This is a genomic window from Pseudoalteromonas sp. AWH4_217 (assembly GCF_056161105.1).
The window spans coordinates 80,222-99,585 of the sequence record NZ_JBSWYM010000016.1; the positions used below are offsets into that span (position 1 = coordinate 80,222).

Below are 19,364 nucleotides of genomic sequence, written 5' to 3' on the forward strand. Positions count from 1 at the left end.
TGGCTATATGACTAGTCTTTTTGCTGTTTCAACAGCGCATCTAACTTGGCTTCGACTCGCTCAATGTCTTCGCGAGTAGCCAGAACTTGATCTGGTTTACCTTCTTCTTCATGCATCACTTGCATAGCGTCAACTATGATACCGATAAAGAGGTTCAGTACTGCAAAGCTGGTAATAATGATAAAGGGCACGAAGAACAACCAGGATTGCGGAAACAGCTCCATCGTCGGACGCACTATGCCCATAGACCAGCTCTCTAAAGTCATGACCTGGAACAGGGTATACGCGGATGCGCCGATGCTGCCAAACCATTCTTGCATATTGGGATCCGGGTGCTGGCCAAATAGTTTAGTCGTTAGTACCGCAGAGACGTAAAATACGATCCCCAGAACGCCGATGACCGACGCCATACCCGGTAGTGAGTGGCCCAGTGCACCAATAACCCGACGCATTTGTGGAACAATAGAAAACAACCGCAAAACCCGTAAAATACGGAAAGCACGCAATACCGAGAGCGGACCACTTGAGGGAACCCAGGAAACGGCCACAATAATCAGGTCAAACCAGTTCCAGCCCGACTTGAAAAATTTAAGGCGATATACCACCAGCTTAAGCACAAGTTCTATGGTAAAAATCATCAGAATGACAAAATCGATTTTATGCAGGATGGTGGCGTTGTCTTTACCAAACTGAGTGGTCTCCAGACCTAAAGTCATGGCATTAAATAAAATGACTGCAATCAGAAAGTTTTGAAACCATTGGGCTTCAACGAGTGCCGTCAGTTTCGACATAAAGGGAGTAGAGGTTGTCATGGCTCTTTTTTAGGTAATTTTAAAAGTAAATTATGATGTCGGGAAAAAGCGATTTTTTCAAGGTTTCTGGTTGTGGAGAACACATAAAAATCAAACTAAATCGGTTTAGAGACGATTTTTCCCCACTTGAAACTCAGCTTGAAATCAATGTATTCACTTGTTGACTGGTGTGGTATGAATACCTAGCTATCTGTTTCTTCAACTTGCAAGACATAACAATCCATCGGTAACTCAGTTATTATAAGCCACTTGTACCGCTACGGGTAATTTAAACAGGATGGTTTATTCCATGAACTCACTACTTAAAATAGTTACGCCCATTTTCTTCTGTAGTTTGGCAATGACTTTGGTTGCCTGTGGTGGCGGCTCGGACGCTGGGGCGACACAGTTGGAGTCGCCTGCTCAACCTTTTGTACCCGGCGAGCGACTGCAACTTGAAGCGATTTCCTCGACCTATACAGGGGTGTCGTATCCATTAAAAATTTACCTGCCGCAAAATCGTACCGCGAACAAAACGTATCCTGTGATTTACTCGTTAGACGCTGAATGGCGTTTTGAAACAATTGCCGATAGCCTGGATAAAAACGAGATGGAAGTGATCCTGGTCGGTGTAGAAAATTACGTCGATGAAGGCTATCAGCATCGAGAACGCTACTCACAGTGGCCTCTGGCAGAAGATTACTTTGCTTTTATTAGTAAAGAACTCGCGCCACATATTGAAACCCAATATCCAGTCAACCAATCGGATCGGACTATTATGGGCCACTCTTATACAGGGCTATTCGTGGGTCTGGTTTTGCTGATGGATGATCCACAGCAGCCATTTTTTCAGCGCCATGTGTCATTTGATGGTAGTTTCTGGGCACATACCGAGTTGACCTCACAGCTGGTTGATGACAGGCGGGCGTTAGGTCAGGCATTAAAGAGTCGCACCATTTTGGTTGGCGCTAATGGCAGGGTAGGCAATGTCGTCTATGTGCGTAAATTCGACTACTGGCTTGAACGTGCGAACTTTTCACAACTGGATCTCATTTACCTTGAGTATGAACAAGAGCATATTCCAGTGGTTGCACATTCGGTTGATGACGTACTCACTACTTTATATCGATAATAACTACCTGCGAGGTCAAAGTTGTTGTCAATTCGATGTATCAAGTGAGAACTTGAATGTACCACGTTTTAATTTAGTGTATTGATTTAAAAAGAAATAGATATGAGTATAAGATTAGATAATGCGTTTTGTGAACAATTAATGCGCCAGGCTGATGAAAGCCCCAGAAAACGCAGTCATTATAATTTACACCAGGCTCTGGATGAACCCGTGCAACGGTTGGCAATTGCTCTGAAAAAGGGCACTTATGTCCGCCCACACCACCATCCTAAAAGTAACAAGTGGGAGCTAATGCTTGCGCTCACGGGAAGTGTGATGTTGATAGTGTTCAATGAACAGGGCGCAATATTGGAGAAGCTTGTACTGAGCCCGGGAGATGCCCTCAGTGGGATTGAGCTCCAGCCTAATACATGGCATATGGTATATCCGTTAACTGACCACGCCATCATTCTTGAAGTCAAAGAGGGCCCTTATACGCCGTCGGTAGAAAGTGATTTTGCCCAATGGGCACCTACCGAAGATAGTGAACAGGTCGAGCACTTTTTGGATTGGGTGGATGAAGCTTCTGTAGGCCAATCATACCGGATGGCTCAGTAGTAAATTGGGCTGGTATAACTATATCTGGCAATACAAATTAGTTTCTGTATTTGGTACTCTGACGGTTCAAATAGCAAATATCAGAGGCATAAAGGTAGAGGTGGGATTTCCCCATCGATACACCCAATCAGGGAGATAACTCAAGGAGATAGCATGACGTTGTGGCAGTTACTTTTCTTTATTCCTGCCTGTTTTGCCCTGAATATGGCACCAGGCCCTAACAATTTATTGAGTATGAATAATGCGCGCTGTTACGGGTTCAGAACAGCGGTTATTGCAGGTAGTGGACGGATAGTCGCTTTTACAATCATGATAGCTCTGGTGGCGTCTGGTCTGGCCGTGGTTTTGTATGCTTCTGAAACCCTGTTCTTTACCATTAAAGTGGCGGGTGCCGCTTATTTGCTCTGGCTTGCCATTGCACTTTGGCGATCAGAAGTCAGTCCGTTGGCTGAAGTGAGTCGGGAAAAGAGTCGTTTTGGACTGGCAAGACAAGAGTTCCTGCTGGCGGCGGGTAACCCAAAAGCGATTTTGATTTTTACCGCATTTTTACCTCAATTTGTTGATAATAAAGGAAATGTACGAGAGCAGCTGTTCTCTTTAGGCTGTGTTTTCCTGGTACTTGAGTTATGCGCCATTTCTATCTATGCCCTGTTTGGCTTATATCTGAGGCAATGGTTTTCTAAGCCGCACATGGTGAAACGTTTCAACCGGGCATGCGCGGCATTTCTGGCGGTATCTGGGGTGAACTTGTTGTTTAGCAGGCAAACTTAACTCATCTGAAATTCAGATACCCAAAAAGGCGTCAAGGCGCTTTGATGTGACTGAGCGTTTGGTTATGCCTATGGCCAACTCAGTGGCCCCAACAGCCAACAATGTTGCACTGAATTTAAAAATCATAAATGGGGTAAATGCGAGGATCAGCGCCATATTGATCAGGCAAAGTACGGCAACTAACCACACAATCGCAAGCAGCTGGGTTTGGCTTTTATTTATTCTTTCTGGTATTTGCATTGTTTTTTCCTGTTGATAGGTCATCTGTGATGACTGATTAGTGTTTTTTAATAAGTCGTAGCACATTCCTCACTATGGCCTTTCTGCCCTGTGCCAGAGCCAGACCCATTAATAAGGCACTCAGCCAGATAGCCGCCTCTGTCGCCAACGCAACGCTTGTCACCACTGCGAGCCTGACTGCTTGGGTATCACTGATAAACAGGACCGAAAGCATCACTATCCAGCCCAGAGCAACGCTTGTCCAAATGGTGATTAAGGCACGTTTTTTATTTGCTTTTAATATGGTCAGCATAAGTATCTCCTTAATATTATGTGAGTGAATTTGTGTTTCGTTGGGGTTAGTCGCAGCACGCGGGTCGTTTTTACAAATAATTTTATCTATTCTGCATCTTTTGTTTTATTACTATGATTTTTAAGCGGTTTTAATTTTTCTTCTCGTTTTCCAATGGCTGAGAATGAAAATAGTTCGAATTGTCTGTAATAAAGGTAAACCTGCGCCGACTAACAGAGCATAATCAATATAAGGAATCGTTATGAAAAGTCTTAAAATGCTGTTTTTTGCCTTGTATCTGACTGTGTGCTGGGAACATCTGTTCGCAATCTGGCCCTGTTCAGTAAAGTGATTGGGGTTGATGTTTGCCAGGGTACTGTTTTTAAAAACCGGCTGGTTGTAATAAATGTCAGATCATATCGACTAGTATAGGCAAGTTTATAGTGAGTGGAGCAGTATCAGTGACTGAGCACATCAAGGATCAGGACAGGTCGCACATTGTTGAGACGTTTTGGCCGCAGATCAGGCGTGCGGCGAAGGGTTATGAGCAGCGCTCGGCGTTGTGTGAGGAGTTGTCTCAGGATATGGCCTTTGCGCTTTGGCGGGCGCTGGGTAACTTTGATGGGCAATGTAAGTTAAACACTTATGTGTATCGGGTGATCCACAATGTAGCGGTTGATCATATTCGCAAGTACAGCAGACAAAAGGAAGATGAATGGGCTGAGGAGCAGGCTCACTGCGCTGATTCACCAGAAGTAAACATGCAACAACAGCAACAACAGCAGCGCCTGGAAAGGGCTATTCAGCAGCTGCCTTTGAGTCACAGGCAGGTGATGATGCTAAAACTGGAAGGAATTGATACGGCTGAGATCAGTGATGTGCTGGGGATCAGCGAAGCTAACGTCGGGATCCGGCTGCATCGTGCCAAAGCGCAACTCACAGAGCAATTAATGGAGAAAAACTAATGGATAATCATGATTTTTCGGATTTGGCGCAGCTTTGGCAGTCGACGCCTGCATCCCCACCACCAGCATTGGAAAAGTGCATTCAGCGTCATAAAAAACAGCAGCTTCGACTCTTTTTTGGTATCGCTCTTGAAACACTTATCATGTTGTTAGTGAGCGCTTGGTTTGTACAGGCACTACAGGAGAGTGCACCTTTAGTCACTCAATTTTGGCTTGGTTTTGGCTGCGTTTGGGGCGCGAGCATGTACTTACTGGTGAATAGAAGTCGCATGATCAGTTTACGCATATTAAAAAATCAGCAGCTCTCACAGTCGCTGGAAGCGCATCAGCAGCTGCTCAGACAGGAGCTCTGGCGCTGGGATCTAAGCATAAAAGCCACTTTGCTATTTGCGCTGGTACTTGTGCTTTTGATCCTGGTTCAGTACGCGATGAGCTCGATATTTTTGCCTAATAGCCTGTTAGGCTTGCTGGCAGTGGCTGTCCTGTTACCTGTTTTTAAGGCCAAAAAACGCCGGGCACGGCAGGTATTGAAAACACTGAGTGAGTAATTACTCAGTGTTTTTCTCAATTAAATTGCATGTTCTCTGTTCTAAACTCACTTACAAGCTTGGTGTGGTTACGTGTTGACTAGCCATGCCGCGACTACAAAGCAAGCCGAGGAGATTAAAATACCCGTGAAGGGTACTTTAAACCAATAATTTTTTGCCAACAGGAGGTAACTAACACCTACAACCGATGGCAGAACTGAAAACCAGATAGTGCCCGCGACAACATCAAAGTGGTTGATGCATAGAGGAATGTAAAAGGCTGCAAATAACAACGCACCAAGGCTATGGCTCGCGTTAAACCCGACCCAGGCTTGCCACATATTGGTTTGTTTTGTGATTCTGGGAGAGGTATTAAGCATGGCTTCTTTCACAGCCAGGTTGTAGGGGTCGAACTTTTTAGAGAAGAAGGTATAAACCAGGTGGATCAACCCCAGAAGGCCAAAAATGGAAGCACCTGCAATGAATAATGTTTTTTCCATAATGTGTTGTTTCCCTGTCGCATCGCGCCTCACTCTGAGGCATTCCCAGAAATTAGATTTAAAGTCATGTAATAGACATGCACGGCATTGTTTTAATTTACTGCGCTAAAAGCTAATAATATAACAACACCATGTGTGACTCTGCCATAGTACACGATGTGTTCAGAAAAAATTGTCCCTAAATTAATAGTTGTGCACTTGGGTGATTGAAATCCCCATCAGCACCAATTTAGGGTGGGTGTTTTGCAAAAAAACGTGATGCATTGCTTAAACAAACTAGCTAAGCCACAGCGCGACATCGACAGTTTACTGCCTTGGCATGTTAGCTTTTAGGCGTAGTTAGCCGCACGCTTACGGAGCGAGTGTCCTTAAGCACCTCAGATAAAACTGAAACAATATTTATGAGCTAACCAAGCCCGATCGTCTGGCTTGGCTAGCATGTGGAGACTTGTGACAATAAGTTATAAGGATCTTTGCAATACTTGCTTGAGGTATTAAGACGTTTGATTCTTTTCTAAACGTTCAGTGTCTATACTTGAAACTATTAACAAGGAAAGCACAAGGCCGCAGATTATGGCTCTCAATGGATAGATAAATAGTTCATAGTTGTAGTAAATGAAGGTCCAGTTATAAAACATATCGGCTATTTCTTTGTCTATCCCAAGCTGTGCCAAATTCCGGAGTATATTTTCGGCCAGTGCAAGCCACATTACGATGGTGATAACACGGTAGACGCCCGCGATAATACCTTCAGCATGAGTCAAGTGCACTTCATGTACTTTGTTAACATTGAATTTAGTAAGCCACTTTCTGGAAAGGTAGATTCTTAAAACTAACACTCTGATTGCTATGTAGCAGATCAAAATTTGTGTACCAAAGATAAAAGTGCCCCAGTATACCATAGGTATACCCCCTTTCATTGGGGCGATAAAAACGAGCGCATATTCCAGTAGAGCGGTTGCAAAAACTATCCCACAAACATGCGTCACATTGACGTTATCTTTCTTAATAATCATTACGCCTGCCGTTAAGCAAAGCATAGACAAGACATAGGTGCTTGCACCCAAATACTGTATAGCGGTGAATGCGACAGCTGCTACAATGACAACGAGCAAGTTAAATGCGTTCATTTCTTTACCTTAAAGACTGCATTGTGTAGTTAAAGGCGGAGGGCTTATCTTTGCATAGTGCGGTCCACCTGGCTTAGCTGTTCCGGTACCACCAGCAATAGACTTAGATTGCTCATCAGTTAATTTTTTTAGGCTACGTTTTCTGAGAGTAAGGTTAGGATTTTTCTTCATTATCAATTCCCTTAGTGCGCTGTCTCGCTCTTAAAATACCCTTTGCTTCTACACTAAATTTGCAATCGGTTAACTGTCTAAAAATAGACGTAAAATCAATCTTACATGCCTTGCTCCAGACAATAAAGTACTCAAGTGGGATTTTACTGACTTCTTTCTCATAGTTGATATATGTGTCCCTAGAAATACCCACTAAGTCAGCCATTTGTTGTTGTGTTTTTCCTGCCAGAAGACGCATGTTCTTCAAGTCGTCCCCGGTTATCATGTGCGGCCTGTCCCTCACAGTCACGGTTCCTTATTCCTGTTCAAACGAGTACTTGTCCAGTACCTTTAATTGAGATTGAAAGATACTAACCATTTAATAACTCATTTGCAACATTGGGCCAGCAAGGCGGGAGAGTTCAAAAGTACCTAACACGCAGGCCATAGCACGCACTCGCAGACCAGACATCCACACCAAAACTTGTGTGCTTTGCTCGTGCAGGTTCAACTGGAGTGACATAGAAGTGAGTGTCTATTTTTGTTGTTAGTTAGTCGCTTTTTCGTAAGTTGTAACCACACTAGCAGACATAGAAAGGAGTTTTAGTAAAAGCTTATAGACACAAAGTAAAACAAAGGCTGCAACTGTCATAAAATCCAATACCATAGGCATCACCTCCACAAACATTTTAACGACATCAACATTCAACTCGCATCGGTCCGTAGACAAATTTCTGTCAGTTTATTTCAGTATTTTCTATGCTGTAGTGGGCCGGGTTATGCAACATTAGCATCACATCTTATTCGTTTCAACATCAAAGAAATGTAACTAAGAGTATAGAAATCTGTAGATATTTCTTTCTCTAGTTTTGGTAGTTTATTAAGCAGTTCATCTTCACTAAATTCTTTAAGCAATATTTTGATTGCTACTGTATTTAGTTTTCCTTTTTTGCGATGCAAAACTGACGAACGATTGATGAAAGGGTTATTTCTAAGAGATTCAAATTGTTCTAAAATTGAAGCGCTAAATTCCGTGTCTGGGTAGTAATTATCTATAATATCACAGCCACGAAACCTGTCTTGAGGTAGGCTTTTGATTTTTGGGTTGCCAAGAATAACAGAGGATTCAAAGAAAGTATGCTTTAAAGATGTGCAATCAAAATTTGTTGCTGTGATAATACAATTTACAAATTTAACGTTATCCATCTGACATTTTCTGAAAAGTGCGCCTTGCACTAAGCAATTTTCAAAGGTTACTTCGTTCAAGTTACAAAACTTGAATTTAGCCCCAATTAAAGAGGTATTTCGAAATAGAGCTCCTGTAAAATTAGTCTTACAGCTTTCAGTTTTATTAAAATTTTTATTGAAAAATTTGGCACCACTCGCATCTTTGCAATTATAGCTATAACGCAAAGACTTTTTGTTTCTTGGCATATAATTTCTCCGATGCTTCAGACCTATTTTTGACGGCTAACAATTTATCCGCCCCCCAAATGTCGAACATGAACCGACAAAACGCGCTGTATTACATTACCCTATAGTTCCATGGAATAAACGCATAGTACACAATATGTTGCAACTTAAAAGGCGGGGCTGTGCGAAACTTGGACAAACTGGGTCGCAATAACGTGATTAAACAACTAAGAGGGTACTGTCAAGGTCCGGTGTTGTGTGACTTGGAAAACCTGATTTGGATACGCTCCTAAGTTAGCGAAGCCCTGGGTTGCTCGATAAAACAAGCGGGCAGAGCCTGCCTTGTTACTGTTTTTCTGAGGTGTGGGTTTGCTGTTCTACTAGCTGGTAAATGCGGCTCAGTTCATTGATTAATTGGCTAATTTTGTCACCATCCGTAGAGGCTAAAAGCACATTTTATAATTCAGATAGTAAGGCTCTTGCGTCTGACATCAGCTGCTCCCCTCGCTCAGTAAACAGGATTTCTTTTTGTCGTCCTGTACCCTGAACTTGTTCCAAGTATCCTAGCGGGCATAGCTCTTTGACTGTTTTAGCTACCATCTGTCTTGTAACCCCCAGTTTCCTGGCTATCTCTGAGCCAAAGTTCACGCCACATTCAAGCGTACTCAAAAAAGACAGTAAAGACGGGGTGAGTGAAGTATGCCCTTTAGCGTAGCCGTTCAGAAGACATGCAAGCAGGCCTACTCGGTTTGACATCGCTGGAGCGTCCATCTCATCACCCACCTTCGTTAGTGCCAGTGTAACTCCCACTTAACCTTCCCATGCTGTAATACCTAGCGCCTCGCTTAATTGGTGGAATAAAAGTTCCTTTTCTGGTGGATTGTGACGCGATTTTTATTTCTTCCGTGTTTACAGGTTTGTTAGGTTATTGTCGAGTAGCGCATGTACAGTAACTGTTTTATTTATTGCCTTTCTTACTTTTATTATTTGTCGCATCGAACTTTCGGCCCACACTGAGTGCGCTGTTTCCTCTGACATCTTGTTTTTTGCTAACTCAAGAACTGCACGAGCACGATCCAGCGATCCCTGTTTTGACTCCCGCAGAATGGCTTCCGCTTGTATGGCATAGGCATAAGATGGTATGAACTCTCCTTTTTTAATTAAGTCATCTATTGCTTCAATTAAAGCTGGATATTGTCGCTCGTCCTCTGTAGCGTTCCAAGCTTCTGAAAGAACTATGTTTGGGCTATCTAGCGTTAAATTTCTGACCATATCCATTAACTGTCCATACGCTTGATCAATTTCTTCTTCACTGCCAATATCTATTGCTCCAGACAGCATTCCCGCCTTAATTGCTGCAGAATTTGGCCTTTTCTTATTAGCAGCTTTCATCAATCTATAAGCAAGCTCATCAAGCTGTAACTGATCTGCGGATTGAGCTGCATTAAAGATAAAATCTGAATCGAAATTCTTTTTTTCTTGCAAGGACGACAGTAACTCAAGAAGAGAAATTGCGTTACTACGCCATGGTTCTTCATATATTTTTTCCCATTTTCCACTCTCTTGATCAGCGCGATATCTATCTGTGCTGTCTGAGATAACTTGACCGATTTTTCCTTCAATATCGAAATCAGCTGTCACCTTGTCTAAATTGGAAAAGTTACTTAGTGCTACACTATATTTTCCACTTATTTTTTCGAAGTTTTTATATAGTTCTAGCGTGTCATCTATAAGAGTCTTGTAGTCCAAATATTTTTGTTGTCCCTTAGGGTACTGGCGTGCGACTTCTTCCTGAATAATCGTCCCAATATCAGAAAATTGTTTTAGACCAAACAATCCAAGTACAACTGATATTCCAATGAGGAAGTACATGAGCAGTTTTATTAACTCCGAAACCGGTTTTCGTTCTGCGTTCTCATGCTCCAAAATTCTCAATCTTTCATCGATACCAATTAGTGTTTCTTCATTCATAGCTCACATCCCTAATAGATTCATTGAAATCCAAACAATTTATTCACCCCAAAAGGTCGGAATATAAACCGACAAAACGGGCTGTATTACACCCCCTTATGGTCACACGGAGCAAACTGGAAGTAAACTAGATGTTTGGATTTTGTTATGGGTTGTGTGGGGTTTGGACAAACTGGGGCGCAATAACGTGATTAAACAACTAAGAGGGTACTGTCAAGGTCCGGTGTTGTGTGACTTGGAAAACCTGATTTGGATACGCTCCTAAGTTAGCGAAGCCCTGGGTTGCTCGATAAAACAAGCGGGCAGAGCCTGCCTTGTTACTGTTTTTCTGAGGTGTGGGTTTGCTGTTCTACTAGCTGGTAAATGCAGCTCAGTTCATTGATTAATCGGCTAATTTTGTCACCATCCGTAGAGGCTAAAAGCACATTATCTAATTCAGATAGTAAGGCTCTTGCGTCTGACATCAGCTGCTCCCCTCGCTCAGTAAACAGGATTTCTTTTTGTCGTCCTGTACCCTGAACTTGTTCCAAGTATCCTAGCCGGCATAGCTCTTTGACTGTTTTAGCTACCATCTGTCTTGTAACCCTCAGTTTCCTGGCTATCTCTGAGCCAAAGTTCACGCCACATTCAAGCGTACTCAAAAAAGACAATAAAGAAGGGGTGAGTGAAGTATGTCCTTTAGCAATGAGTCGCTGAGAAATATGCTGTGTCATCGCATCATTGAGTTGCGCTGCATGCTGAATGAGTTGTAAAGATTGAGATTCCACCATAGGAACCTCATTTTTTGTAAACTGAGTTGACATAAATGAATTCTACACATAACCTATGTCAACCAAGTATACATGCGAGTCGTTGCAATGTTAACCCTCACTAAAGTAATGCGAGCAAATGCTACCAGCTGTTTAATGTTTGGCCTTGTGTTTGTCATTAGTCCGGAATTGGCTGCCACCTTTTTGGGCGGAACTGCGCCACCGCCATCATGGGTTGTGCTCGGTTTAGGTATACTGCTTATTTTCAATGGTCTCCATCTGTTATGGGCATCCACCCTCCGACCACCGTCAAATAACCTGATTTACTACTTTTCTGCCGGCGATGTTTTATGGGTGATTGCTTCCATGTCGCTTGTATTTGCAAAGGTCTGGATCACAACAAAAGAGGGTATCATTGCCACAGTGTTGGTTGCTGGGTTAGTGGCTGCATTTGCAATACTGCAATTCTTTCATAGAAGGTCAGCGCGCATGATGAAAGAGAGGCAGACTTTATAAGACACCCAGCCCTGCGCAGATAAGTTGCGGCTTGGCACTTTTAAATTTGTCCGCCCTGTTCACAGGGCCCCTGGCTAAAGAGCCGAGTGCAGAGATTATCGAAAGGCCAAGTGAATTATCACTCGGCGCCTCTTATCTGAAATACAAATTCGCTGCCCTGACCAAGTTGGCTGTTTACCTTGATTTCTGACTTGAGCAGTTTTAATAGTCTGGCGGTTATGGCCAGGCCAAGGCCTGCATGGGTTTTTTTGCAGCCTTTACTGTTACTGGCCTGATAGCGCGCTTCAAAAATATAGGGTAGCTCTTTGGGACTGATCCCAACTCCTGTGTCCTGAACTGCAATATCGTAACCGCCATCCTTGGGATTTATGGCGATAGAGATAATGCCACCAGCCGGGGTGTGACGCAGTGCATTCTCTATTAAGTTACTCAGTACGCGTTCTAGTTTGGCGATGTCTGAGTACACTACATAGTCACATTCTGTGGGGGTGACGCGCAGGGTGATCTCAGCCTGCTGGGCTTTGAGGGCAAACTTGGCGAGCACATCGTATATGAGTTCACCCATATTAAAGACCTCAAAATGCACCTGAGTATGTCCGGATTCCAGATGTGCCAGCTCGAAGATCTGGTCGATGAGGTTTTTCAGTTGCGCACAGTTTTTCAGGGCTATCTCCATGTAACGCTGCATGTCGCCGGTTGCTGCAGATCCTCGCTCAACCAGTTCGAGATAGCCCTGTAAAGAGGCTAATGGCGTGCGCAAGTCATGTGACAGATGCGCCAGCAGCTGACGGCGTTGCTCATCTACCGCTGTTAGCTGGGACATCTGCTTATTGATGGTGTGCAGCATGGTGTTGATACCGTTGCCCAGCTGATGGATTTCGTTATCCTGTTGCTGCCACTCAAGCAGGGGGGCTTGTTTGATATCAAATTTATGCGCCTCAACGGTGCGAATATATTGATTCAAACGCTTCAAAGGTTTGGTCATAAAACGGAACAGCAACAGCAGGGTAATAAATAAAAGCAGCAAAAAGACACCCAGCCATACGGCTTGCTTTACCAGCTGATCAGAGCTGTTGAGCTGCGCCACAATCGAGTCATAAATCGACGAACCTATAATAACGTACAGATATCCCTGCAGCTTTTGTTCGTTATACACAGGTGCAACAGAAAAGATCTTTTGCCCTGTTAATGCGCGTGGATCATCGCCATACACCGGGAGTCTGGCGGGGGCATTGATCAGCTGTACCAGCGGACTTAAATTAATCGATTCGCGTTTTACCTCACCTGGTTTGGCAGAGTAGGTGAGCAGCTTGCCGCTGGGGTCAACAAAATAGAATTCAAATGCCGGGCCCAACACCATCAGGGTATGAAACAGGTTCTCCAGCGCCTTATAGTCGTAGACTCCTTGCTGGAGTAACGGGTTATCTTGTGCCAGATGCTCAGCTAGCCCAATATGCAGTTGTTGCTCTGCCTGTGCACGTGAAACCGATGACAGATTCTGGGTCCACCAGACAAACACCGACACGATAAGCATAAAAACGGCCGTGATTATCAGTGCGAGGCGGTGATAAAGAGAGAGAGTCATTGCATTTCCTGCTGTAGCGGTTTGGCATTAAGTTTGTAGCCCACACCCCACACGGTTTCTATGATCGTATGATCGGTAATTTGCTCAAACTTGTTGCGAATGCGGTTAATATGGGAATTGACAGTGTGTTCATAGCCCAGATGATCATAGCCCCACACCGATTCCAAAAGCTGAGCCCGGGAAAACACCTGGTTGGGGTGGCGGGCAAAAAACAACACTAAATCAAACTCTGTGGCGGTAAGGTCTACGGGGGTTTGCTGCAAAGTCAGTTCATGAAAATGCGGGTCGATATGTAGTTGGCCAATCACCACCGGGCTGGGGCTGGGGGTTGTTGCCGTTTGTTGCTGTGGTTCGCACAGCAGCTTAATGTGTCTGAGCTGAGCCTTAACTCTGGCCTGAAATTCCCTGTAGCTAAAGGGCTTGCAGATATAGTCGTCGGCCCCCATTTCAAGGCCAATAATGCGGTCCATTTCACTGCTTTTCGACGTCATCATGATAACACTGACTTTGGGATAGCGTGTTTTGATCTCCCTGCACAAAGTCAGGCCATCGACTTCGGGCAGCATGATGTCGAGTATGACGATGGCATAATGATGATTGCTCAGATGTGGCATAACCCGATCTCCACTGGCAAGATGTTCTACGTCGAGATCCAACTCGTTCAGGTGAACGCGCAATAGATCGGCAATGTCGGCATCGTCTTCAACGATAAGCACTTTTTGCTGCATAGCAGGTCTCCGCACCGGTGGCTGACACCGGTTGTTCGTGCTCCGCAACCGCAACGGTCACGGAGCGGTTCGGAGACTACTTGGTTCTTGTAATGGTAACCGTCATCAGCGGGTTGTCGAATTTATGACTGCTCGTCAATACAGATGTTGTCAGCCCATCATCCATTCCAACCACACCAGGGTGCATAGCCACCTTGTTTAACGCTTCTCTGTCGGCACTAAATCCAGTGCCACCATCCGCCGGGCCGGGTATGGTGCCCTGAGCTTCTGTGTTGGCCTCTGTGCCCGCGTCGTAGGCATGTGTCGTGAACGTCATGGCTTGACCCACTGTCATTGCAGACACATCCAAAGCATTAAGACCGGTAAAGCCATCATTTGTATTCACCATCATGGAGATCAGAGATAACTTTTGTCCGTCAAGCGAGTCATGGGTCAGAGTCAGCTGGGTTTTTTGTCCTGGTGGTAAGGGGGCAGTTGCGCTCGCTTTACTTTGCACAACACCGAGTGCAAGCAGGTCGCTGTTATCGCCTCCCTCTGCCAGCACTTCCAGTGCATTGCTGGCTGGCTCGCCCACTTGCCAGAATTGTCCTTCCTGGTGCAGTGCAACTGCGATGGGAGACAAGGGCTGTGCATAGGTCAGGTTTGTTGCCGTGATCATTAACTCGACGGTCGTCGGAGTTGGGTCAACCGGGTCAACTGGGTCAACCGGATCTACTGGGTCAACGGGGGCAGGGTCATCGACCATTTGCATATCTTCATCCGGCATCGTAGTCGGCATAGGGTCGTCATTGTCACTGCCACACGCCGCCAATACTAAGCAGGCTGCGGGCAGGGTAAGTCTGAATAGTTTCATAATGGACCCCTTACTTAACTGTTACAGTCACTTTAGCAACTGGGTTTAACCAGCGGTGAACCGTATTGTGCAAATCGCTTTTACCGCCTGTTGTGTCGTCGTCACCTATATTGCCGCGATGAATATGAACAAGCGTGTTACTTTCAGTTTCCGTCACACCGCTGCCCTGAGTACCTGGAGCAGCGCCCGGAGATGCGGGGATCCCTGGGGTGTTAGGTGCGCCAGAGCCATCCACCACCAACTCATTGTTTGCCTCTGTTCCGGCATCATAGGCATTCAGGTAGATATGATATGTGCCAGGTGTGGTTGGAATGGGCCAGCTATTGAGACCAACGAAACCGTCGTTAGTAGGCAGCATCATGGCGACGATAGACAGGCGGTCGTTTCCGGCATCGGTTTCCAGACTGGTCATTGTTGAAGCAACCGGTCCGAGCAGACCTCCAGCCGGGTTTTCCATGGTGTTGGCATTGACACCTGTCAGTATCTCGCTCAGACCGGTTAGTGAACCACCTTCGGCCATCGCCTGAAGTGCTTCAGACGCTTGCTCTCCAGCTTGGAATAACATGGCGTTGCTGGTATGGGCACTCACCAGTAAGGGAGTAAAGTAAATCCCTTGTGTCAGGTTAGTGATCTTAACGTCCAGAGAAGCTGCGCTGGCTGTGCCAGATGCCAGTAAAATACCTGTGATGAGGGGGATGATGCGTGTTTTCATAATTTACTCTTGTTGTTTGGATTTGACCCTGACAAGCATGCAGGCAAATTATGGAGAATCGCTCCCGGAATTATCACAAAACCATCACAATGTTGTGACTTTTCTGTCTGGCCTGGTTTTTCGGCTGATTTTCTAGTGAAATTTGAGCCTTGGTCGGTGGATAAGTAAAAACGGTAAATTAGTGGTATGTATAAGAAACTATGTCAGGCAGATGCACTCAAGCCTGCTGGGTGCATATTCTTACATTAAGTAGAATAAAGTTTGTGGACAGAGGGGAGTGTTTGAATAGGTGCTGGATAAAAAATGTTTAAAATCAACCTGTCTGATAAGCCCGCCTGATAGGTAATTCGTTCAGCGGGCTTAAACTTCACTGGGTGATTAGCACAACCAAGAAGTTTGTGTGCCTGGGCAGCGATGATCTGACCAGCAGTAGTAAGTTTGCTCTACACCACCAGCAACTTGTGGTGTCATGTTTGCAGGTACGCCCGCTTTGTCGTTAGATAGGGCTTTCATTGGTTTCTTTTTTAGTTTTAGTAACATAGTTATCTCCTTTGTTTGTTACGGTAATCAAACTAACATAGGACAAGTGTGAAAACAAAGTAAAATATTTATTTAATTAATCTGTGATAGGCTGTGGTTGGTATTACCTAAAACAACAACAAGGAAACTGTGATGAAACTTAATCTAAATAAAAAACAGCTCAAACGTTTAACCTTCTCCGGCAAAACGCTGGAAGGTCAAACACCGAATGTCGCTGGTGGCGCGGGTTCTTACTACGCTTGCTGGACAGAGCAAAAGTACTATTGCATGACGTGGGACGCAGATTGTCTGACACAACGTCGTTGCCAGACCTGGGAAGGGTGTAACTAACAGGTTTATATAAGAAGGGGTGGCTACTCACCCCTTCTTTGCTGGTTTATACCGCCTGTGCGACTTCGGTCAGTGTCGGGTAATCCGTGTAACCCCTGGCACCACCGCCGTACAGGGTGCTGTCATCCATGTCATTTAAAGGCGCATTCAACCTGGCTCTTTTTACGAGATCCGGATTTGCGACAAATAAAGCGCCCAGACTCACCCCATCGCACAGATCTTGTTGCAGTACTTTGTCAGCAATTGCTGGCGTGACAGGCCCGTCTTCCCAGTGGTTATGTGGGTTCAGGATCAATGCCCCTTTCCATAATCGACGTATTGCATCACTGGTTGCACGGCATGCAGCTTCCATAATGTGTAGATAAGCCAGCTCGGTGGGCAGTGCTTGAATCAGCAGGTTGTATAACTGTTCGCTGTCCGTTTCGGCGATATCGTTGAAGGTATTGTGAGGCGAAATACGCAAGCCGACGCGACCGGCGCCAATGGCGTCTGATACTGCCGCGACTATTTCCAGCGTAAAACGTGTTCGATTTTCAATGCTGCCACCATAGCAGTCTTGTCGCTGATTGGTATTGCTGGCCAGAAACTGGTGCGGCAGAAACCCGTTGCCAGCGTGGATTTCAACCCCATCAAAGCCGCCCTCAATGGCGTATCTGGCCGCTTGTACGTAGTCTGAAATTGTACTTTGGATTTCATCCATTGTGAGCGCCCGGGGTGGGGCAAAGTCTTTCATACCATCCGGCGTATACGTCTTACCTTGCGCTGTAATGGCACTGGGGGCGACAGACTGGTGTGCACTGGGATACAGGCTGGGGTGACCTATGCGACCACAGTGCATGAGCTGTGCAACAATTTTGCCGCCTTGTGCGTGTACCGAATCGGTTACTTGTTGCCAGCTTTTTGCCTGCGGCAGTGTGTGCAGTCCAGGCGAATTCATATAACCCTGGCCAACCTGGCTGGGTTGTATGCCTTCAGAGATGATCAATCCGGCACTCGCGCGCTGACCGTAATAGGTTGCCATCAGCGCCGTTGCATGGCCGTGTTCTGTGGCCCGGTTACGGCTCATTGGTGCCATTACAAATCGGTTAGACGTAGCGATGCTGCCGTACTGAACAGGTTCAAATAAAGTGTGCATAGTATTTTCCTTAAATTTTCCGAAAAGTATTAAGATGGTTTGGTACTTAGTTGACTGTGAACTTTGGCGTGTGAGCACTCAGCCTTCGAGTGTGTAAAAGTGTGTCGCTGAGAGATAACGATGGCCACTACAATGGCGCCGGCGCCGAGCAATTGGCTGGGTGTCAGGGTTTCATCAAGAATGAAATACCCGAGTAATGCCGCACTCAGCGGGCTGGCAAACGACACAAAAGACACGCTGACCACGGGCAATTGTTCAATGGCTTTGAACCATACCAGATAAGCCAGCAGCGCGCCGACCAGGCTCAGATACCCATATCCCAGCAGGTTATTAATGGTGAGTGCGGCAGGTAAGCCTTCCTGAATGAGTCCAAACGGCAGTAAAAAGAGTCCCCCAACAGTCAGTTGCCAGCCTGTGAATGCAGCAATAGACACACCCTCAGGTTTCCCCCATTTTTTGGTCAGCACCAGGCCAGTAGCCATCGACGCTGCACCACCCAGCCCGGCCAATAAGCCCTTTGTAGGTAACACCATACTGGGTTCGAGAACCAAAATTGACAGGCCAGCCATGCCTGTCAGGCAAGCAATAAACTGATGGAGCTTAAGAGATTCTTTGAGAAACAGCACACCCAATATCATAACCAGGATAGGTTGACTCGACATCACCAGTGCTGCCACCCCTCCCGGGAGCAGGTAAGCCGCTACAAACAGGCAATAAAAAAATCCGCCAATGTTTAATATTCCAAGGGTGAGTGTGCGCAGCCACCAGCGCCCCTGAGGTAAGGCACGGGTAAATAACAGCAGTAGCAGGCCCGCGGGTAGTGCCCTGAATACCGCCGCCATTAAAGGTTTATCAGCAGGCAACATCTCTGTGGTGACGACGTACGTACTCCCCCAAATTGCAGGGGCAATCATTGCCACGAGCAACCACCCTATGGTGTGTCCTTCACACCTGTGCTGCCGTGGTATCGCTGATCTGATCAATTCAATGAGTCTGTTCATCGCTTTCTCCGTCTGGAAACTATCTTGCTACAAACAATCTTTATATAAAGATTATTAGCAACGTATCTTCTTGTCAAGTATCTTTGTATGAAGTTACTTGTGTAATATAAGTTCAGTCCAGTAATTTTAAAACTATCAATTATTTAAGCTATGAAGGGTTGCTGATCGATCGTGCCAGCCAAGGACCACAGAGGGGCTGTGTGCGACTATATAAAGGTACGGAACATTGAGGAAACGGCGCTGTGGGGAATGGCAAAATGCTGAGCCCTGTCCAGCTCAGTGACAGGGCTGATGTACAGGCAGTGAAGCCTTAGTCGTGCAGGATAAGCTGTTCTAAATCTCGGTGTAATACATCATCATCACCCAGATTCAGCTCAATCAGTCGCTTCAAATGGGTCACACTGTCGAGATCAATCTGGCTGCAATGTACGCCAAGGTGGCCTTCTTCGATGTGACGGATCTGCACTTCCATTGCAATCTGTATGTCACTTTGTGGTAAGGCAAAGCGCAAGCTGGCTGGTTCGTCTTTGAGGGGCACATACCCCACCGGTAAAGTCAGCAGGGCGCCATTCAGTGACAGGTCGATCACTTCGCACTTATAGTCTCCGCTGGCAGTCATGAGTACGGCCGGGTTAGAAAACAGTACGCGTGAAAATCGTCTACGTTCTTTCATTAGTCTTCTCTTAGCTTGTTTATCTATAGCTTAGCCAGTTTTTTGCCGAGTCTCCACTTCACGGGCTAATTTCTGGTTTAAATC

Annotated in this window: 26 protein-coding genes; 7 read left to right on the forward strand and 19 right to left on the reverse strand. The window is 45.5% G+C overall.

The genetic code is table 11. The features are described 5' to 3' along the window. Positions 1–11: 11 nt before the first annotated feature. Positions 12–812 (reverse strand): ion transporter, encoded by an 801-nt coding sequence (locus tag ACXAH1_RS18585; RefSeq protein ID WP_253048393.1) that lies wholly within the window; start codon positions 810–812, stop codon positions 12–14. Between the two features lie 289 nt (positions 813–1,101). Between ACXAH1_RS18585 and ACXAH1_RS18590 the strand changes: the two genes are divergently transcribed. The 3 genes from ACXAH1_RS18590 to ACXAH1_RS18600 all read left to right on the forward strand — a co-directional run bounded on the left by ACXAH1_RS18590 (position 1,102) and on the right by ACXAH1_RS18600 (position 3,291). Further along, entirely contained in the window at positions 1,102–1,923 is an 822-nt protein-coding gene (locus tag ACXAH1_RS18590) for an alpha/beta hydrolase (RefSeq protein ID WP_475198675.1), read from the forward strand. Positions 1,924–2,025: 102 nt separating this feature from the next. Next, a complete protein-coding gene (locus tag ACXAH1_RS18595; RefSeq protein ID WP_475198677.1) occupies positions 2,026–2,520 on the forward strand; it encodes a WbuC family cupin fold metalloprotein in 495 nt (164 codons plus the stop codon). A gap of 153 nt (positions 2,521–2,673) precedes the next feature. After that, a complete protein-coding gene (locus ACXAH1_RS18600; RefSeq protein WP_475198679.1) occupies positions 2,674–3,291 on the forward strand; it encodes a LysE family translocator in 618 nt (205 codons plus the stop codon). Between the two features lie 12 nt (positions 3,292–3,303). Here the strand turns inward: ACXAH1_RS18600 and ACXAH1_RS18605 are convergent, their stop codons facing one another. Next, the gene (locus ACXAH1_RS18605; protein WP_475198681.1) at positions 3,304–3,531 is read right to left on the reverse strand and encodes a hypothetical protein; all 228 of its coding nucleotides are present in this window, start codon (positions 3,529–3,531) and stop codon (positions 3,304–3,306) included. A gap of 37 nt (positions 3,532–3,568) precedes the next feature. Then, positions 3,569–3,823, reverse strand: coding sequence for a hypothetical protein (locus ACXAH1_RS18610; RefSeq protein WP_475198683.1), 255 nt, complete (start codon positions 3,821–3,823; stop codon positions 3,569–3,571). 440 nt (positions 3,824–4,263) lie between these two features. Between ACXAH1_RS18610 and ACXAH1_RS18615 the strand changes: the two genes are divergently transcribed. Together ACXAH1_RS18615 and ACXAH1_RS18620 are read left to right on the forward strand one after the other, a co-directional pair. Further along, the gene (locus ACXAH1_RS18615; protein ID WP_475198685.1) at positions 4,264–4,767 is read left to right on the forward strand and encodes an RNA polymerase sigma factor; all 504 of its coding nucleotides are present in this window, start codon (positions 4,264–4,266) and stop codon (positions 4,765–4,767) included. Then, positions 4,767–5,315 carry a hypothetical protein gene (locus ACXAH1_RS18620; protein WP_475198687.1) on the forward strand — a complete coding sequence of 183 codons (549 nt, stop codon included), beginning with the start codon at positions 4,767–4,769 and terminating at the stop codon, positions 5,313–5,315. The genes ACXAH1_RS18615 and ACXAH1_RS18620 overlap by 1 nt, the downstream gene beginning before the upstream one ends. A 68-nt stretch (positions 5,316–5,383) precedes the next feature. Here ACXAH1_RS18620 and ACXAH1_RS18625 read toward each other — a convergent pair whose 3' ends face one another. The 8 genes from ACXAH1_RS18625 to ACXAH1_RS18660 form a co-directional block, all read right to left on the reverse strand. Continuing rightward, the gene (locus tag ACXAH1_RS18625; RefSeq protein ID WP_475198688.1) at positions 5,384–5,794 is read right to left on the reverse strand and encodes an LIC_13387 family protein; all 411 of its coding nucleotides are present in this window, start codon (positions 5,792–5,794) and stop codon (positions 5,384–5,386) included. Positions 5,795–6,288: 494 nt separating this feature from the next. Next, positions 6,289–6,924, reverse strand: coding sequence for a hypothetical protein (locus ACXAH1_RS18630; RefSeq protein ID WP_475198689.1), 636 nt, complete (start codon positions 6,922–6,924; stop codon positions 6,289–6,291). Positions 6,925–6,933: 9 nt separating this feature from the next. Next, positions 6,934–7,095 (reverse strand): class I lanthipeptide, encoded by a 162-nt coding sequence (locus ACXAH1_RS18635; protein WP_366041403.1) that lies wholly within the window; start codon positions 7,093–7,095, stop codon positions 6,934–6,936. Beyond that, on the reverse strand, positions 7,079–7,333 hold the full coding sequence (locus ACXAH1_RS18640; protein ID WP_253048612.1) for a helix-turn-helix transcriptional regulator: 255 nt from the start codon (positions 7,331–7,333) through the stop codon (positions 7,079–7,081). Before ACXAH1_RS18640 ends, ACXAH1_RS18635 begins: the two co-directional genes overlap by 17 nt. Positions 7,334–7,851: 518 nt before the next feature. Next, positions 7,852–8,508, reverse strand: a complete 657-nt coding sequence (locus ACXAH1_RS18645) for a pentapeptide repeat-containing protein (RefSeq protein ID WP_475198692.1) — start codon at positions 8,506–8,508, stop codon at positions 7,852–7,854. Positions 8,509–8,943: 435 nt separating this feature from the next. After that, positions 8,944–9,297, reverse strand: a complete 354-nt coding sequence (locus ACXAH1_RS18650; protein ID WP_475198693.1) for a hypothetical protein — start codon at positions 9,295–9,297, stop codon at positions 8,944–8,946. A gap of 99 nt (positions 9,298–9,396) precedes the next feature. After that, positions 9,397–10,458 (reverse strand): hypothetical protein, encoded by a 1,062-nt coding sequence (locus tag ACXAH1_RS18655; RefSeq protein ID WP_475198695.1) that lies wholly within the window; start codon positions 10,456–10,458, stop codon positions 9,397–9,399. Positions 10,459–10,775: 317 nt separating this feature from the next. Further along, complete coding sequence (locus ACXAH1_RS18660) at positions 10,776–11,228, reverse strand: MarR family winged helix-turn-helix transcriptional regulator (protein WP_475198696.1); 453 nt, start codon at positions 11,226–11,228, stop codon at positions 10,776–10,778. Positions 11,229–11,315: 87 nt separating this feature from the next. Between ACXAH1_RS18660 and ACXAH1_RS18665 the strand changes: the two genes are divergently transcribed. After that, positions 11,316–11,723 (forward strand): hypothetical protein, encoded by a 408-nt coding sequence (locus tag ACXAH1_RS18665; RefSeq protein ID WP_475198698.1) that lies wholly within the window; start codon positions 11,316–11,318, stop codon positions 11,721–11,723. Positions 11,724–11,841: 118 nt separating this feature from the next. Here ACXAH1_RS18665 and ACXAH1_RS18670 read toward each other — a convergent pair whose 3' ends face one another. The 5 genes from ACXAH1_RS18670 to ACXAH1_RS18690 form a co-directional block, all read right to left on the reverse strand. Next, positions 11,842–13,308 (reverse strand): sensor histidine kinase, encoded by a 1,467-nt coding sequence (locus tag ACXAH1_RS18670; protein ID WP_475198701.1) that lies wholly within the window; start codon positions 13,306–13,308, stop codon positions 11,842–11,844. Next, positions 13,305–14,036 carry a response regulator transcription factor gene (locus ACXAH1_RS18675; RefSeq protein WP_475198704.1) on the reverse strand — a complete coding sequence of 244 codons (732 nt, stop codon included), beginning with the start codon at positions 14,034–14,036 and terminating at the stop codon, positions 13,305–13,307. The genes ACXAH1_RS18670 and ACXAH1_RS18675 overlap by 4 nt, the downstream gene beginning before the upstream one ends. Positions 14,037–14,112: 76 nt before the next feature. Beyond that, positions 14,113–14,889 carry a spondin domain-containing protein gene (locus ACXAH1_RS18680; RefSeq protein ID WP_475198706.1) on the reverse strand — a complete coding sequence of 259 codons (777 nt, stop codon included), beginning with the start codon at positions 14,887–14,889 and terminating at the stop codon, positions 14,113–14,115. A gap of 10 nt (positions 14,890–14,899) precedes the next feature. Then, positions 14,900–15,601: a spondin domain-containing protein gene (locus tag ACXAH1_RS18685; protein WP_475198709.1), complete on the reverse strand. Its 702-nt coding sequence runs from the start codon at positions 15,599–15,601 to the stop codon at positions 14,900–14,902. A gap of 378 nt (positions 15,602–15,979) precedes the next feature. Further along, a complete protein-coding gene (locus ACXAH1_RS18690) occupies positions 15,980–16,141 on the reverse strand; it encodes a hypothetical protein (RefSeq protein WP_171045273.1) in 162 nt (53 codons plus the stop codon). 132 nt (positions 16,142–16,273) lie between these two features. Between ACXAH1_RS18690 and ACXAH1_RS18695 the strand changes: the two genes are divergently transcribed. After that, entirely contained in the window at positions 16,274–16,471 is a 198-nt protein-coding gene (locus ACXAH1_RS18695; RefSeq protein WP_475198710.1) for a hypothetical protein, read from the forward strand. A 46-nt stretch (positions 16,472–16,517) separates the two neighbouring features. On the opposite strand, the gene ACXAH1_RS18700 is transcribed toward ACXAH1_RS18695, so the two are convergent. From ACXAH1_RS18700 to ACXAH1_RS18710, 3 genes are all read right to left on the reverse strand, one after another. Continuing rightward, on the reverse strand, positions 16,518–17,606 hold the full coding sequence (locus ACXAH1_RS18700) for an alkene reductase (protein WP_475198712.1): 1,089 nt from the start codon (positions 17,604–17,606) through the stop codon (positions 16,518–16,520). 29 nt (positions 17,607–17,635) lie between these two features. Continuing rightward, positions 17,636–18,607, reverse strand: a complete 972-nt coding sequence (locus tag ACXAH1_RS18705) for an EamA family transporter (RefSeq protein WP_475198713.1) — start codon at positions 18,605–18,607, stop codon at positions 17,636–17,638. Positions 18,608–18,917: 310 nt separating this feature from the next. Further along, complete coding sequence (locus ACXAH1_RS18710) at positions 18,918–19,280, reverse strand: PilZ domain-containing protein (protein WP_138550322.1); 363 nt, start codon at positions 19,278–19,280, stop codon at positions 18,918–18,920. Between the last annotated feature and the right edge of the window lie 84 nt (positions 19,281–19,364).

What these genes read in the sequence shown, in the direction of transcription:
- ACXAH1_RS18690 (WP_171045273.1), bottom strand. Translation starts at nt 16,141, where the DNA reads ATGTTACTAAAACTAAAAAAGAAACCAATGAAAGCCCTATCTAACGAC.
- ACXAH1_RS18610 (WP_475198683.1), bottom strand. Translation starts at nt 3,823, where the DNA reads ATGCTGACCATATTAAAAGCAAATAAAAAACGTGCCTTAATCACCATT.
- ACXAH1_RS18625 (WP_475198688.1), bottom strand. Translation starts at nt 5,794, where the DNA reads ATGGAAAAAACATTATTCATTGCAGGTGCTTCCATTTTTGGCCTTCTG.
- ACXAH1_RS18655 (WP_475198695.1), bottom strand. Translation starts at nt 10,458, where the DNA reads ATGAATGAAGAAACACTAATTGGTATCGATGAAAGATTGAGAATTTTG.
- ACXAH1_RS18640 (WP_253048612.1), bottom strand. Translation starts at nt 7,333, where the DNA reads ATGCGTCTTCTGGCAGGAAAAACACAACAACAAATGGCTGACTTAGTG.
- ACXAH1_RS18695 (WP_475198710.1), top strand. Translation starts at nt 16,274, where the DNA reads ATGAAACTTAATCTAAATAAAAAACAGCTCAAACGTTTAACCTTCTCC.
- ACXAH1_RS18595 (WP_475198677.1), top strand. Translation starts at nt 2,026, where the DNA reads ATGAGTATAAGATTAGATAATGCGTTTTGTGAACAATTAATGCGCCAG.
- ACXAH1_RS18705 (WP_475198713.1), bottom strand. Translation starts at nt 18,607, where the DNA reads ATGAACAGACTCATTGAATTGATCAGATCAGCGATACCACGGCAGCAC.
- ACXAH1_RS18635 (WP_366041403.1), bottom strand. Translation starts at nt 7,095, where the DNA reads ATGAAGAAAAATCCTAACCTTACTCTCAGAAAACGTAGCCTAAAAAAA.
- ACXAH1_RS18665 (WP_475198698.1), top strand. Translation starts at nt 11,316, where the DNA reads ATGTTAACCCTCACTAAAGTAATGCGAGCAAATGCTACCAGCTGTTTA.
- ACXAH1_RS18600 (WP_475198679.1), top strand. Translation starts at nt 2,674, where the DNA reads ATGACGTTGTGGCAGTTACTTTTCTTTATTCCTGCCTGTTTTGCCCTG.
- ACXAH1_RS18670 (WP_475198701.1), bottom strand. Translation starts at nt 13,308, where the DNA reads ATGACTCTCTCTCTTTATCACCGCCTCGCACTGATAATCACGGCCGTT.
- ACXAH1_RS18620 (WP_475198687.1), top strand. Translation starts at nt 4,767, where the DNA reads ATGGATAATCATGATTTTTCGGATTTGGCGCAGCTTTGGCAGTCGACG.
- ACXAH1_RS18605 (WP_475198681.1), bottom strand. Translation starts at nt 3,531, where the DNA reads ATGCAAATACCAGAAAGAATAAATAAAAGCCAAACCCAGCTGCTTGCG.
- ACXAH1_RS18675 (WP_475198704.1), bottom strand. Translation starts at nt 14,036, where the DNA reads ATGCAGCAAAAAGTGCTTATCGTTGAAGACGATGCCGACATTGCCGAT.
- ACXAH1_RS18630 (WP_475198689.1), bottom strand. Translation starts at nt 6,924, where the DNA reads ATGAACGCATTTAACTTGCTCGTTGTCATTGTAGCAGCTGTCGCATTC.
- ACXAH1_RS18700 (WP_475198712.1), bottom strand. Translation starts at nt 17,606, where the DNA reads ATGCACACTTTATTTGAACCTGTTCAGTACGGCAGCATCGCTACGTCT.
- ACXAH1_RS18710 (WP_138550322.1), bottom strand. Translation starts at nt 19,280, where the DNA reads ATGAAAGAACGTAGACGATTTTCACGCGTACTGTTTTCTAACCCGGCC.
- ACXAH1_RS18645 (WP_475198692.1), bottom strand. Translation starts at nt 8,508, where the DNA reads ATGCCAAGAAACAAAAAGTCTTTGCGTTATAGCTATAATTGCAAAGAT.
- ACXAH1_RS18680 (WP_475198706.1), bottom strand. Translation starts at nt 14,889, where the DNA reads ATGAAACTATTCAGACTTACCCTGCCCGCAGCCTGCTTAGTATTGGCG.
- ACXAH1_RS18585 (WP_253048393.1), bottom strand. Translation starts at nt 812, where the DNA reads ATGACAACCTCTACTCCCTTTATGTCGAAACTGACGGCACTCGTTGAA.
- ACXAH1_RS18590 (WP_475198675.1), top strand. Translation starts at nt 1,102, where the DNA reads ATGAACTCACTACTTAAAATAGTTACGCCCATTTTCTTCTGTAGTTTG.
- ACXAH1_RS18685 (WP_475198709.1), bottom strand. Translation starts at nt 15,601, where the DNA reads ATGAAAACACGCATCATCCCCCTCATCACAGGTATTTTACTGGCATCT.
- ACXAH1_RS18660 (WP_475198696.1), bottom strand. Translation starts at nt 11,228, where the DNA reads ATGGTGGAATCTCAATCTTTACAACTCATTCAGCATGCAGCGCAACTC.